This is a genomic window from Streptomyces sp. NBC_00019, assembly GCF_045041015.1.
In the GTDB taxonomy this organism is placed as follows: Bacteria; Actinomycetota; Actinomycetes; order Streptomycetales; family Streptomycetaceae; genus Streptomyces.
In genome coordinates this window covers 1152117-1165582 of the sequence record NZ_CP108302.1, presented here as the reverse complement: position 1 = coordinate 1165582, position 13466 = coordinate 1152117, and the positions used below count along the sequence as shown (strand labels likewise).

Here is a 13466-nt window from a genome sequence, read left to right as displayed (position 1 = left end):
AGCGGCTGTGCAGTACCGCGCTTCACATGCGCCAGTCGAAGGGGAAGAACTCCTCACCCGCCGCGCCTTCGTGGGCCGGCGTGCGCACCAGACAGCGGTGACGCAGCAGTTCACGCCGTTCCTCCGGGGACAGCCCGCGGGCGGTCCAGTCCTCGGCGTCGACGTCCTCGCGCCCGCAGGCGTTGACCTCGTCACCGGATGCGTTTCTCAGGTCCACCCGGAAGTCCGTGCGCCACTGGGAGTTGGACCCCCAGCCCTGCGACAGGTCCACGGTGGGCCGGTGCCGGCGCAGATAGGTCCAGTAGAGCGGGGAACGGTCCGCCACGCCGCGCTCGGCGTGCCGGACGCCCGCGCGCACCCGCACCCCGGCCCGGGAGAACAGCAGGGACCCGAACCACAGTCCGGGCCACACGACATCGGTGATCCGCACGGGCTCGTCCGGGTCCTCGGCCTGCTCGACCTCGACGATCTCGTGCAGGAACGGGTCGAAGACGTCGCTCTCCTCGAACGGTGTCAGGCCCAGGCCGGTGAAGAGCCCGAGATACTCGGTCCTCGACACCGCGGGCCAGACGCCGGCGTGCTCACCGGCCGGCTGGAAGCCGGTCAGCAGCACATCGCTGACCCGGCTGAGCGCGTACAGCTCCCACAGCAGGTCGCCGCAGCGCTCGTCCGGTCCTTCCACCGCCGTCGCGACCAGCAGCTCCACGCCCGTGGTGAGCGCCTCGCGGTAGGCGAGCCGGGCCCGGGCGAGCCAGGGTTCCACCACGCCGGTGTACACATCCGCACCGTCGTGGTCGCGCAACGCCTGGAACAGTATCCGTGCGTTGACCCAGGCCTCCTCTTCGTCCATGCGCGCACCCTAGCGACGGCCGGGAGCGGTGATCCACACGTTTATCCGACGAGCGGAGCACTCATCTCGACCGAGCGCAGTGCCGCGGCGAGTGCCAGTTCGTCGCCGACGTCCAGAGCCGTGTCGGTCAGCTTGATGACGTGCTCGTCGCCGTGGGCGAGGGCACGCTCCATGACCTCCTCGGCGGTGAGCCGGGCGGGTGGCGTGTACTCGACGGCCTCCGCGGGCGTGTACATCGCGGTGACCGCCGCGGACGCGCTCCATGCCGCGTGCAGGCTCGGCGCCCACAGCTCCCGGGGCAGCGAATCCAGGGCGCGCAGCACGGCGTTGGGCGCGGTGGCGGCGTGCACGAGCATGGTGGGCTCGCCGTGGCCGTGGGTGGCGTAGCGGTGGGTGGCGGCGTGGACGAGTTCGGTCAGTCGTGCGCGGGCCGTGTCGGGGTCGGTCACCTCGTCCGCCCATGCGGGCAGTCGCTGCACGGCGGCGAGGCGCTTGCGGAACCCCATGTGGCCCGGGTCGATCGGGGGTACGGCGTCCAGGGACTCCATGGCGGTCGTCGCGCCCGGCAGTACGGCGACGCCGGTCACCGGCTGGTGCCGGGCCGCCCAGTAGCCCAGCGCGTGGGCGAGTTCGGTGGTCCGGGGCGCGTTCTCACCGGTTTCCAGGGCGCGTACGGCGTGGCCGACCCGTATGACGGTGTGGGTGGCGCCGCCGTACAGACCGGGCAGCAGGCGCGGCCACCACTCGGCGAGGACGTCCCGCCACGGGCGCTCGGCCAGCGTGCGGGAGAAATGGTCGGTCCAGTCCGCGATCCGGCGTGGATCGCCCAGCGCCTGGGGCCAGTTGTCGTCGGTGACGGGGGCCACGCGGTCGGGGAAGTCCTCCAGCTTGTCCCGGTAGAGGTCCACCCAGTGATGCACGGCCCCCGCCTGCCCGTGGGCGGCGAGCGCCTCGACGACCATGGGGGCGTGGTTGGACAGCCAGCCGTTGCGTTCGGGGCCGGAGGCGTGGAGGCGTTCCAGGGCTTCTTCGAGCTGTCCGCTCGTGTCGCTGTCGTCCATGAGCCGGACGCTATGCCTCATGTGCGGGTGCCGGGATCGGGCGCGGGACGGAAGCCGCGGGGTGCACGGGTCCTAGGTCCCGCGCCCGATGCGCGCCGGATCAGGCGTTGGGGTCGAACGAGATCCCCGACGGCTTGGCCTTCGACAGGTCGGAGGCGAAGTTCGCGTCCTTCAGGGCGAAGTTGGCGCTGCCGAAGTCGTACGCGACCAGCTTGTCGCGAACGCCCGACGGGTAGCCGTTCCAGCCGACCAGCGGCGGGTACTGCCAGGTGCCCTTGGCGTTCTCCGGCGGCTCGTCATTGGAGTTGGCCAGCCGGAAGGCGTGGGTACTGGCGCCGTCCTTGTGGTAAACGATCTTCGCGTGGGTGCCGTCGAAGCGGACGCCGGAGGGCGCTGTCGTCGTGTACGAGCCGTGGGCGGACGTCGAGACGTACTGGATGGTGCCGTTCTGCACCCAGATCACGACGTGCTCCCAGTCGTGCCGGTGCCCGCCGATGCTGCTGTTCGCCAGGGCCTGGTCCTTCTCGAAGTACAGGCCGTACATGTAGGCGCACCAGCCGTTGTTGCACTTGTAGCGCGAGTACGAGTTGGTGTTGTTCAGGTCCGAGAGGTCGTGGCACTCGCCGCTGAGCGAACCCGTCGGGTTCAGACCGCCGTTGACCGTGCCGTCGGGGCCGATGGCGGGCGTGGGGTAGCAGCCGTCGGTGTCGTAGTCGAAGGCCGGCTGGTAGGTGTACTCGGCCGACTCGGCGTTGGTCGGCAGGGCCGTGGGCGGGGCGGCGAAGGCGGCGCTCGGGAAGGCGACGACCAGGGTGGCTGCGCCGGCCAGGCCGGTGAACCATCTCGCGCGATGCTTCTTGAACGACGGAGACGACACTGCGTCCTCCTCATGTTCCGGGCGCAGCCCAACGGCTGTGGGGGAATGGGAGGTTCAGCTTCCCGACTTTTCATGTCCGCGCCAAGATGTCGTAAGCGACTCTCTGGTAACAACCGTCCGAACAGTGGGATCTTGTTCGGGATGTCAGACAAGGTCGTCCGGAAGGTCGGCTGCCGACTCCTCCGGCGCGAGCTCCGGGCGCAGCCGGAGCCAGGACGGCTGGCGCAGCAGTCCCGCCCGGGTGCGGGTGCTGTAGCGGACCTCGCCGACCAGCCGGGGCAGGACCCAGTGCGAGCCCGAGACCGGCGGCGGGGTGTCGAAGGGGCACACGTCCGTCGCCGCGGCCCCGAGGAGGGCGGCGAGTCGGGTCCGTTCGGTCTCGCTCCAGCCGGTGCCCACGTTGCCGACGTACCGAAGGCGTCCGGCGGTGCGCTGTCCGACCAGCACGGCGCCCGGCAGGCCCGTCAGCCGTCCCTTGCCGGGCAGCCAGCCGCCGACGATGACGTCCTCGCTGCGCATGTTGCGGATCTTGATCCAGGCGCGGGAGCGCACCCCGGGCTCGTACACCGAGTCGAGCCGCTTGCAGACCAGGCCCTCGAGGCCGTGGTCGCGGGTGGCCTCCAGCGCCTGTCGACCGTGTCCGACGATGGCGCCCGGGGTCGACCAGAACGGTCCGTCCAGACCCAGTTCCTCCAGCTGTCCGCGCCGTCGGACATAGGGGAGTGCGGTCAGGGAGCGCCCCGCCAGATGCATCACGTCGAACAGCACCAGATGGACGGGGACTTCGGCGGCCTTCCGCGCGGCCTTGCCCGGGGCGTGGACCAGCCCCATGCGGGACTGGAGCAACTGGAAGTCGGCACGCCCCTGTTCGTCGAGCGCCAGGACCTCGCCGTCCAGTACGGCGGGCAGCGTGCCGAGCGTGCTGCCGAGTGCCCCCAGTTCGGGATAGGCGGCGGTGATGTCCTCCCCGGAACGGGCGCGCAGCAGCACGCTTCCGTCCCCGGCGAGGTACAGCACGACGCGCTGGCCGTCCTGCTTGGTTTCGTAGGCCCAGTGCGCGTCCTGAGTGGCCGACGGCAGGGTGCCGGAGGTGGCGAGCATGGGCGGGATCAGGGGGAGGCTCACGGGTCAGTTGTCGACGGGCCCCGGTGTCGTCACGCGCGCGTGAGGGCGGTTTCCCCTGAACGGCGGTGTCCCGGGCGAGGGCAGGGGCACCTCAAGGGCCACTCGGCCCCGTCGGCCCGGTCGGAACCCTCAGATGATCCCGCCGTTGGCCCGCAGCACCTGCCCATTGACCCAGTGCCCGCCCGGACCGACCAGGAAGGAGACCACGGAGGCGATGTCCTGCGGTGTTCCGAGGCGCTCCAGCGGCGGCTGGGCGGCCAGCCGGGCGACGGTCTCCTCGTCCTTGCCGTCGAGGAAGAGGTCGGTGGCGGTCGGGCCGGGCGCGACCACGTTGACGGTGACGTCACGGCCCCGCAGCTCCCGGGCGAGGACCAGCGTCAGCGCCTCGACCGCCCCCTTGCTCGCGGCGTACGCGCCGTAGGTCGGGAAGGCGAGGCCGACGACCGAGCTGGAGAAGTTCACCAGCGCCCCGCCCGGACGCAGTCGGCGGGCGGCCTGCTGGCCGACGGCGAACGTGCCGCGGATGTTGGTGCGGTACAGGGCGTCGAGCTCGTCGAGATCGAGCTCCGCGACGGGTGCCAGCAGCATCCGCCCCGCCGCGTGCACCACGGCGTCCACCCCGCCGTACGTCTCCTCCGCCAGGTCGAACAGGGCGGCCACCTGGGCCTCGTCGCCGACGTCCGCGCGGGCGGCGACGGCGGAGCCCCCGGTGGCCTCGATGGCGCGCACGACCTCGTCGGCCGCGTCCTTGTTGCCCGCGTATCCCACGAGGACGGCGAACCCGTCGGCGGCCAGCTGCTGGGCGGCCTGGCGTCCGATGCCGCGCGATCCTCCGGTGACGATCGCGACGCGCTGCTGTGTGGTCATGTCCGCTCCTTGTGTTAGCGACGCTACGTGCATCACGTAACGACGATAACACGGTTTCGTAGCGCTGGTATTCCCCGGCTCGTATCAGCGCTACGAATGTCGTACCGTGCAGGCATGGACGCGAGGGAAAAGATCCTGGAAGCCGCCGCGGAACTGCTGGCCACGGCCCCGGCCGCCGAAGTCTCCACACGTGCCGTGTGCGAGGCGGCCGGCGTGGGCGCGCCGATGCTCTACCGGCTGTTCGGCGACAAGGCCGGGCTGCTTGCCGCTGTGGTGGACCGGGGATTCGAGCAGTACCTCGCCTCCAAGCGCGCGGCCCGGCCCGGCGAGGATCCCGTCGCGGATCTGAAGAGCGGCTGGGACAACCACATGCAGTTCGCGCTGGAGCACCCCCATCACTACCGCCTGATGTACTCGCCCGAGCTGACGGTCCCGCCCGCCGCCGCGAGCGAGGCGCACGCCCTGCTGCACGCGATCCTCGAACGCTGCGCGGCGGCCGGCCGGCTCACCGTCCCACCCGTCCTGGCCACGCAGATCATCATGTCCGCCAACGTCGGCGCGTCCCTGTCGATGCTCAGCAGACCGGAGCAGTACCCGGATCCGGGATTCTCGGCCCGCCTGCGGGACGCGGTGATCGATTCCCTGACGCGCCCCGCCGGGCCCGCACAGGGGGACGGAGTGCCCGTCGCGGCCGCCACCCTCGCGGCCCGGCTGCGCGCGGAGCCGCACGAGTCCTTCACCCCGGCCGAGTCCGGCCTGTTGCAGCAGTGGCTGGAGACGCTCGCCGGGACCTGACCTCTCAGGGCGCCTGTACGAGCCCCGACTGGTAGGCGATGACGACGAGTTGCGCGCGGTCCCGGGCGCCCAGCTTCGTCATGGCGCGGTGCACATGGGTGCGCACCGTCAGCGGGCTGACGAAGAGCTTCTGGGCGATCTCCTCGTTGGAGTGGCCCTCGGCCACCCACGCCATCACCTCACGCTCGCGCGCGGTCAGCGCCACGAGGTCCCCCGGCACCGCGAGGCGGGCGCCCCGTGCGGGCGCGGCCAGGAAGCGGGCGATCACCGTGCGGGTGGCGACGGGGGACAGGAGGGACTCGCCCGAGGCCACCGTCCGTACCCCGGCCAGCAGCACGTCGGCGGTGACGTCCTTGCCGAGGAAGCCGCTCGCCCCGGCCCGCAGCGCCTGGGCGACGTACTCGTCGATCTCGAACGTCGTCAGGATCAGCACCCGGGTGTCGGCCAGGTCCGGGTCGGCGCAGATGGCGGCCGTGGCGGCCAGGCCGTCGGTGCCCGGCATCCGGATGTCCATCAGGACGAGGTCCGGGCGGTGGACGCGGGCGAGGGAGACGGCCTCGGAGCCGTCGGCCGCCTCGGCGACCACCTCCATGTCCTCGCAGGAGTCGATCAGGATCCGGAAGGTGGCCCGCAGCATTGGCCTGGTCGTCGGCGAGCAGTACGCGGATGGTCATGGGTTCCGTTCTTCCGGGTCCGGAGCGATCGGGTACAGCGGCAGCCGGGTCGTCACCTCGAAGCCGCCCTCGACACGGTGCCCGGCCCTGAGCGCGCCGCCCATGGACCGGGCCCGCTCCCGCATGCCGATCAGACCGAAGCCCTGCCCCGGTTCCGCGGCGGCGGTCGAGGTGCCGTCGTCGGTGACGGTGATCGTCAGATGGTCGGTGGCGTACCCGAGGCGCACATACGCCGTCCTGGCCGCGGCGTGCTTGGTCACATTGGTCAGCGCCTCCTGCACGATGCGGTACGCCGTCAGGTCCACGCCCGGCGACAGCGGCCGGGGCGTGCCCTCGATGTCGACCCGGACGGGAAGCCCCACCGCCTCGAACGAGGCCGTCAGTTCGTCGAGCCGGGCGATGCCCGGGCTGGGGGCGAGGGGCGCGTCGGGGTCGTCCCGCTGGCGCAGCAGGCCCACGGTCGCCTTCGTCTCGCGCAGCGCCGCCGACGTCGTACCGGCGAGCTCGGTGAGGATCCGGTGCACCTGATCGGGGTGGGTGCGTGACAGATGGGCCGCCGTGCCCGCCTGGGCGTTGGCCAGGGCCAGATGATGGGCGACGAGGAAGGCGAACCGTGCGGCTCGGCGGCCGGTGTGCACGGCCAGCCGGTACAGCGCCAGCATGAGCGGGGCCATCAGGAGCGGTGTGAGCAGCATGCCCAGCGCGGAGGCGGCGGCGGTGCACACCGCCGTCACCACGACCACGGCCCGGGGGCGGGTGCGCTGCCAGAAGAGGGAGCCGCAGGCGGCGGTGGCCAGGGCGATCGTGGGGCCCACCGAGTCCGGCAGTTGCTTCACCTGCGGGAAGTTGATCTCGCTGCCGAACAGGAAGCACGCGAACAGCAGCGCGGCCGTCATCGTGTCGACGGTGCGGGCGTGGTCGTCCGCGTATCGCTGCCAGGGGGTGCTCATCGCCGCTCTCCGGTCGGTGGTGCCGCTCGTCGGCAATCGCGGCTACTGGGTACGCAGTACACGGCCCTGCCCACGGCGTCCCCGGGAATGAGCACGGTCGAGCGGGGTTCCACGATCTTAAGTCAACTGCTTGACTTGGTTGGATCACGGTCCTCGACGTGCTGTTGCGTAGGCTTCCGTCCTTGGAACTCGCCGTAGCGGCGGAGGACCTGCGACGGCTCGAGGGGCTGGCCGTCGGAGGGCTGAGGGAAGTCCCGGTGCGATGGTGATGATGGCGGCAGGCAGGGCGGTACGGGCGGAACAGGTCAGCGCGACCCGGGAGCTGATCCTGACCGCGGCCGAACGGCTGTTCGCCGAGCGCGGGGTCTACGCCGTCTCCAACCGCCAGGTCAGCGAGGCCGCAGGGCAGGGCAACAACGCCGCGGTCGGCTACCACTTCGGCACCAAGGCCGACCTCGTCCGCGCCATCGTCCGCACGCACGCCGAGCGCATCGAGGAGATCCGCGCCCGGCTGCTGGCGGGGATCGGCGACTCCACGGACCTGCGGGACTGGGTGGACTGTCTGGTCCGCCCGGTCCCGGAGCACCTCGCGGCCCTGGGCGGCCCCACCTGGTTCGCGCGGTTCTGCGCGCAGGTGATGACCGACCCGGCACTGCACCGGATCATGGTGGAGGAGTCCCTGGCCTCCCCGTCCCTGCGGCAGATCGTCGACGGAATGCACCGGTGCCTGCCCGCACTGCCCCCCGAGGTCCGTGCCGAACGCGGCGACATGGCACGCCATCTGCTCGTCCACCTGCCCGCCGAACGGGAGCGCGCCCTCGCCGAGCACCGGCCCACCGCGCGCTCCAGTTGGCACGACTACGCCACCGGGCTCGCCGACGCGGTCGTCGGCATCTGGCTGGCACCGGTGACACAGGGGAAGGAACAGCCCGCGCGTGAGCGGTGAGAGGCCCGCGCTCGCGCGTGGCTCCGGGCAGCACGTGCTGGTCGTCGGTGGACCGGAGGTGACCGAACTGCTCTCCACCACCCTGGAGTTGGCGGGCTACCGCACCTCCGTCGTCGGCACCGGGACCGAGGCGCTGACGCGGGCCGCGGGGCACCGCTACGACCTCGTCCTCCTCGACACGACGCTGCCCGACGTGCCCGACCTCGGCCGTCGGCGCCTGCCGCCCGTCACACACCGACCGCCGGTCCTGTTCCTCACCGCGGACGACTCGTTGGGCAGCCTCCTGCCCGAACTCGGCCTGGGCGAGAGGGACTACGTCACCAAACCGTTCCGGGTGGCCGAAGTCCTGGCCAGGATGCAGGTGTTGCTGCGCGGCCCGGGTCCGGTCCGACTTCACCAGGGTGGACCGCGCTACGGCGACCTGGTGCTCGACGACGCCCTCTGTCAGGCGCGGCGCGGAACGCTGGCACTGGACCTCACGCCCGCGGAGTACCGGCTGCTGCGCCATCTCCTGGTCAACGCCCACCGTGTGCTGTCCAAGGACCAGATCAGCCGGTACGTCTGGGGCGACTTACGAGGGGACAACGCCATCGAGCAGCTCGTGTCCCGGCTGCGGCGCAAGGTGGACCGGAACGCCCCGGCGCTGATCCACACCCGGCGGGGCTTCGGCTACTGGCTGGGACGGGCCGAGGCGGAGGCCTGAGGCGCGGTAGCAAACGCCGGGAACGCTCGTTCTTCGCAGAGTCGGCAGGGGGGTCGTCGTTCGCTCGCGCCGCTGCTCGACATGGTCAACTCGTGGCGGGCGAACGTGAGTTGTGAACCGATTCGGCATGGGTTCGGTGTGTGATCTGGGTCACGTCAGCTTTCTGTCAGGGAACTGACCGGTGCCCGTCAGGCCCGTCTGTTTGCATGTGCTCATCGAGGCCTCACCCCTCCCCCCCGGCGCTCCGACTCTCGACCGGAGCCCCCCACCACCGAGGAGAACCATGGCCGACGCACCGGCTGTTCCCGAGTTCCCCATGCCGCGGGCCGCCCGCTGCCCCTTCGACCCGCCGCCCGGCCTCAAAGAGCTCCAGGACCAGGGGCCGTTGGCGAAGGTGCGGCTGTGGGACGGCAGCGAACCGTGGCTCGTGACCCGCTACGCCGAGCAGCGCGCCCTGCTGGGTGACGCCAGGGCCAGCTCGGACATCGACCGCCCCGGCTTCCCGCCCAAGGCCAGCTCCGAGGGCAGCGAGGGCAAGCTCAGCTTCATCATGATGGACGACCCCGAACACGCCAGGCTGCGCCGGCTGGTGACGGCGCCCTTCGCCATCAAGAAGGTCGAGGCCCTCAGGCCCGCCGTGCAGCGGATCGTGGACGGCCTGATCGACGACCTCCTCGCGGGCCCGCAACCGGTCGACCTCGTCGAGGCGTTCGCCCTGCCCATCCCCTCGCTGGTGATCTGCGAACTGCTCGGGGTGCCTTACGAGGACCACGAGATGTTCCAGTCCCACACCAAGACGATGGTCAGCAGCGCCGCGACACCCGAGCAGCGCAATGTCGCGACCCGGGAGATCGCCGGCTACCTGGCCACGATGATCGGCAAGCGGCTCGCCGAACCCAGGGACGACCTGCTGTCGAGCATCGCCGGACGGATCACCACGGGCGAACTCGACCATCAGCAGGCCACGGAGATGGCGCTGCTCCTGCTGATCGCCGGACACGAGACCACCGCGAACATGATCGCGCTCGGCACCGCGGCCCTCCTGGAGCACCCCGACCAGCTGGCCCTTCTGCGCGAGAGCGACGACCCCAAACTGGTGGCCTCGGCCGTCGAGGAACTGCTGCGCTACCTGAACATCACCCACCAGGGGCGCCGCCGCGCGGTCACGGAGGACATCGAGATCGCCGGAGAGGTCATCAAGGCCGGCGAGGGCGTCATCGTGGTGAACGAGATCGGCAACCGCGACCCCGAGGCCTTCGAGGACCCCGACCGCCTCGACATCACCCGGGACGCCCGCCGCCACGTCGCCTTCGGCTTCGGCATCCACCAGTGCCTCGGCCAGCCCCTGGCCCGCATGGAGCTCCAGGTCGTCTACGGCACCCTCTACAAGCGCATCCCCACCCTCAGGCTCGCCTGCGACGTCCAGGACGTGAAGTTCAAGCACGACGCGTTCATCTACGGCGTCCACGAACTGCCGGTGGCCTGGTGACGGCTCCGCGTCCCGCGAACGAACAAGCAACACGCGACAAGAAGGGCAATCCCGTGAAGGTGGAGCTGGAAGCCGACAAGTGCGTCGCCTCGGGGCAGTGCGTGCTCGCCGCGATGGACGTCTTCGACCAGGACGACGACGGCATCGCGATCCTGCTGGCGGAGGAGGTCGGCGACGAACTCGTCGACGACGTCAAGGAAGCCGTCGCGGTCTGCCCGGCAGCCGCGATCCGACTGGTCCAGCAGTGAACCGGATCGTCGTCGTCGGAGCCTCGGCCGCCGGACTCGCGGCGGCCGAGACGCTCCGCCGCGAGGGCTACGACGGCCCGCTCACCCTCGTCGGCGACGAACCCCTTGCGCCGTACGACCGCCCGCCGCTGTCCAAGCAGCTGCTGTCCGGCGAGTGGCAGCCCGAGCGGCTGGACCTGCGCACGCCCGCGGACCTGACCGCGCTCGGCCTGGACCTGCGCCTCGGTGTCCGCGCGACCGGCCTCGAACTCACCGAGCGCACGGTGCGGCTCGCCGACGGCTCGACGGTGCCGTACGACGGACTGATCCTGGCCACCGGCGTCCGGCCGCGCCGGCTCCCCGGCGAGGGCGCACATGTACTGCGAACCCTGGACGACGCCCTGACCCTGCGCGACCGGCTGGGTCCGGGGCTGCGGCTGGTCGTGGTCGGCGCCGGATTCCTCGGCGCGGAGGCCGCCGCGGTGGCCTGGCGCCTCGGCGCCGAGGTGACCCTGCTCGAACCCGCCCCGGTGCCGCTGGCGCACGCCGTCGGCACGGAGGTCGGGCAGGTGCTCTCGCAGGCACATCTCGAGCGGGGCGTGGAGCTGCGCTGCGGGGTCACGGTCACCGAGGTGACCGAGGACGGGGTGCGGCTCGCGAGCGGTGAAGTGGTCGAGGCCGACGAGGTGCTGGTGGCCGTCGGTTCGCTGCCCAACACCGAGTGGCTCGACGGCAGCGGTCTGCCGGTCGGCGACGGAGTGATCTGCGACGAGTACTGCGAGGCCGCGCGGAACGTGTACGCGGCCGGTGACGTCGCCCGCTGGTACAACCCGCTGTTCGGGACGTCGATGCGGATCGAGCACCGCACCCACGCCGCCGAACAGGGCATGGCGGCCGCTCGCAACCTCCTCGACCCCGAGGCGCGCAAGCCGTTCGCGCCGGTGCCGTACTTCTGGTCCGACCAGTACGACATGAAGATCCAGGCGTACGGCTTCCTGCGCGGCCACGACGAAGTCGCCGTGGTGGAGGGCGACTTGGCCGAACGGCGGTTCGTCGCCGTGTATCGCGCCGGCGACCGTGTGAGCGGCGCCCTCGCGGTCGGCATGCCGCCCAAGGTGATCCGGCAGTGGCGACAGTCGATCGTGACCGGCGCGGCATGGAGCGAGACCGAACGATCGGCGCAGCAGTCCGCGTAATACGCACGCAGTAGATTACTTGAGTTACGCAACAAGATGGTAAAGTGGCTTGCATGGCCACCCCATCGCTCCCCGACGGCCCCGCGTCTCCGCAAGTGATCGAGATCGAGCGGGCGCTGACGCGCATCACGTACCTGAGCACGCGCGCCCGGCAGCACGACCGGCTGATGGCCCTGGCCGGAGTGCCGCTGGACCGGGCCGCCGTGGCACTGCTGCGCCAGGTCGCCGACTCCGAGCCGCTGCGCCCGGGGGAGTTGGCCAACAGGCTCGGCGTGGAGGCCTCGCACGTGACCCGTACCGTGCAGCAACTCCAGAAGACCGGGTACGTCACCCGGGTCCCGGACCCCGACGACCGCCGCGCCCAGCGCATCGAGCTCACCGAGGCGGGCCGGCAGGCCATCGACCGGGTCCGGGACGCCGGCGCGCGCGGCATGCAGCTCGCCCTGTCCGAGTGGGCGCCGGAGGAGCTGGGGCAGCTGGCCACCCTCTTCCACCGCATGGTCGACGACTTCCTGGCCTACGCCGTCGACGACGACACGGAGCCGGCGACCACCGTCTGATCCCCGGCGCCGGGTTCGCGCAGCCCGCACATCAGGAGCCGGCCCACCGCGGGCAGGGCGACGAGCGGGAGCAGCGCGATGTGCAGGGACGTGGCGTCGGCGAGTGCCCCCAGGGCGGGCGCGGCCAGCCCGCCGACGCTCACCGTCAGCCCCAGCGTGACACCGCTCGCCGTACCGACCCGCCGCGGCAGATAGTCCTGGCCGAGCGTGACATGCAGCGAGAACGGCACATACAGGCCCGCCGACGTGAGCGCGACGAACGCATGGACGAGCGGTCCCGGCACGAGCACCAGCCCCGCGACGGCCAGGACGGTCAGCACGTACGACCGGCGCACGACCGTCAGCCGCCCGTACCGGTCCGCGAGCCGCCCTCCGGCCACCGTGCCCACCGCACCCCCGGCGTAGAGCACGCACAGCGCGACCGTGCCGGCCATCTCCCCGCCCCCGGTGCGCTCACGGACGTACAGCGAGACGAACGCGCTCAGCCCGACGAACACGACCGACCGGCAGACGATCGCCCCCGACAGCCGCAGGAACGACGGCCAGTCGTCGCGGCCGGCACCGGCGGACGTACCGCCGGACACGGAACGGCGTCCGGCCGCGCGGACCGCCGCCGCGCACAGAACCGCTCCCGCGAGGGCGGGGACGATCAGCAGGGGAGAGGCGCCCAGAGCGCCGGTCCCGACCACGGCCATGACGAGCAGCGGTGCCGCGGCGAAGCCGAGGTTGCCGCCCAGGGCGAACCAGCCCATCGCCGTGTGGCTGCCGCCCGCCGCGGCGCGGGCCGCCCGGGCGGCCTCCGGATGGTAGGCGGCGACCCCGACCCCGGACACGGCGACCGCGGCGAGGGTCAGCGCGTACGAGTCGGTGACCCCGCTCAGCGCCACCCCGGCCCCGGCGGTGAGTGCGCTCAGCGGCAGCAGCCACGGCATCGCCCACCGGTCGGTGAGCGCCCCGAACAGCGGCTGCACGACGGACGACAGCAAGGACGCGGCGAGGACGACGCCCGAGGCGGCGGCGTAGGTGTAGGCGCGCTCGGCGACGAAGTACGGCACCAGGGCGGCCACCGCCCCCTGATAGACGTCGACGCAGGCGTGTCCCAAGGACAGATGGCGTATCGCGGTCATACCGAGATCGTCGCGAGAG

14 protein-coding genes and 1 pseudogene are annotated in these 13466 nt (G+C 71.7%); 7 read left to right on the top strand and 8 right to left on the bottom strand.

Translation table 11 applies throughout. From position 1 onward, the window contains the following. Positions 1-22 precede the first annotated feature (22 nt). The 5 genes from OHU89_RS05770 to OHU89_RS05750 all read right to left on the bottom strand — a co-directional run bounded on the left by OHU89_RS05770 (position 23) and on the right by OHU89_RS05750 (position 4780). Complete coding sequence (locus OHU89_RS05770; protein WP_405640434.1) at positions 23-850, bottom strand: hypothetical protein; 828 nt, start codon at positions 848-850, stop codon at positions 23-25. Between the two features lie 41 nt (positions 851-891). Further along, positions 892-1911, bottom strand: coding sequence for a questin oxidase family protein (locus tag OHU89_RS05765; protein WP_405640432.1), 1020 nt, complete (start codon positions 1909-1911; stop codon positions 892-894). 100 nt (positions 1912-2011) lie between these two features. Continuing rightward, the gene (locus OHU89_RS05760; RefSeq protein ID WP_405640429.1) at positions 2012-2788 is read right to left on the bottom strand and encodes an NPP1 family protein; all 777 of its coding nucleotides are present in this window, start codon (positions 2786-2788) and stop codon (positions 2012-2014) included. Positions 2789-2932: 144 nt separating this feature from the next. Beyond that, positions 2933-3913: an ATP-dependent DNA ligase gene (locus tag OHU89_RS05755; protein ID WP_405640426.1), complete on the bottom strand. Its 981-nt coding sequence runs from the start codon at positions 3911-3913 to the stop codon at positions 2933-2935. A gap of 129 nt (positions 3914-4042) precedes the next feature. After that, the gene (locus OHU89_RS05750; protein ID WP_405640423.1) at positions 4043-4780 is read right to left on the bottom strand and encodes an SDR family oxidoreductase; all 738 of its coding nucleotides are present in this window, start codon (positions 4778-4780) and stop codon (positions 4043-4045) included. A gap of 114 nt (positions 4781-4894) precedes the next feature. Here OHU89_RS05750 and OHU89_RS05745 point away from each other — a divergent pair, with 114 nt between their 5' ends. Beyond that, positions 4895-5575 carry a TetR/AcrR family transcriptional regulator gene (locus OHU89_RS05745; RefSeq protein WP_405640420.1) on the top strand — a complete coding sequence of 227 codons (681 nt, stop codon included), beginning with the start codon at positions 4895-4897 and terminating at the stop codon, positions 5573-5575. A gap of 4 nt (positions 5576-5579) precedes the next feature. Here the strand turns inward: OHU89_RS05745 and OHU89_RS05740 are convergent. Then, a pseudogene (locus OHU89_RS05740) lies at positions 5580-6249 on the bottom strand (response regulator). Then, positions 6246-7199, bottom strand: a complete 954-nt coding sequence (locus OHU89_RS05735) for a sensor histidine kinase (RefSeq protein WP_405640417.1) — start codon at positions 7197-7199, stop codon at positions 6246-6248. Before OHU89_RS05735 ends, OHU89_RS05740 begins: the two are co-directional and overlap by 4 nt. A 262-nt stretch (positions 7200-7461) precedes the next feature. On the opposite strand from OHU89_RS05735, the gene OHU89_RS05730 reads away from it, so the two are divergent. The 6 genes from OHU89_RS05730 to OHU89_RS05705 all read left to right on the top strand — a co-directional run bounded on the left by OHU89_RS05730 (position 7462) and on the right by OHU89_RS05705 (position 12320). Continuing rightward, complete coding sequence (locus OHU89_RS05730) at positions 7462-8145, top strand: TetR/AcrR family transcriptional regulator (protein WP_405640414.1); 684 nt, start codon at positions 7462-7464, stop codon at positions 8143-8145. Then, a complete protein-coding gene (locus OHU89_RS05725) occupies positions 8135-8848 on the top strand; it encodes a response regulator transcription factor (protein WP_405640411.1) in 714 nt (237 codons plus the stop codon). The genes OHU89_RS05730 and OHU89_RS05725 overlap by 11 nt, the downstream gene beginning before the upstream one ends. A gap of 283 nt (positions 8849-9131) precedes the next feature. Next, on the top strand, positions 9132-10337 hold the full coding sequence (locus OHU89_RS05720) for a cytochrome P450 (protein WP_405640408.1): 1206 nt from the start codon (positions 9132-9134) through the stop codon (positions 10335-10337). Between the two features lie 53 nt (positions 10338-10390). Then, positions 10391-10585 carry a ferredoxin gene (locus tag OHU89_RS05715; RefSeq protein ID WP_266896992.1) on the top strand — a complete coding sequence of 65 codons (195 nt, stop codon included), beginning with the start codon at positions 10391-10393 and terminating at the stop codon, positions 10583-10585. Further along, positions 10582-11760, top strand: a complete 1179-nt coding sequence (locus OHU89_RS05710; protein ID WP_405640405.1) for an NAD(P)/FAD-dependent oxidoreductase — start codon at positions 10582-10584, stop codon at positions 11758-11760. The genes OHU89_RS05715 and OHU89_RS05710 overlap by 4 nt, the downstream gene beginning before the upstream one ends. 53 nt (positions 11761-11813) lie before the next feature. Next, on the top strand, positions 11814-12320 hold the full coding sequence (locus OHU89_RS05705) for a MarR family winged helix-turn-helix transcriptional regulator (RefSeq protein ID WP_405640402.1): 507 nt from the start codon (positions 11814-11816) through the stop codon (positions 12318-12320). Here the strand turns inward: OHU89_RS05705 and OHU89_RS05700 are convergent. Beyond that, positions 12278-13447, bottom strand: coding sequence for an MFS transporter (locus OHU89_RS05700; protein WP_405640399.1), 1170 nt, complete (start codon positions 13445-13447; stop codon positions 12278-12280). The two genes, OHU89_RS05705 and OHU89_RS05700, sit on opposite strands and share 43 nt — an antisense overlap. Positions 13448-13466 lie beyond the last annotated feature (19 nt).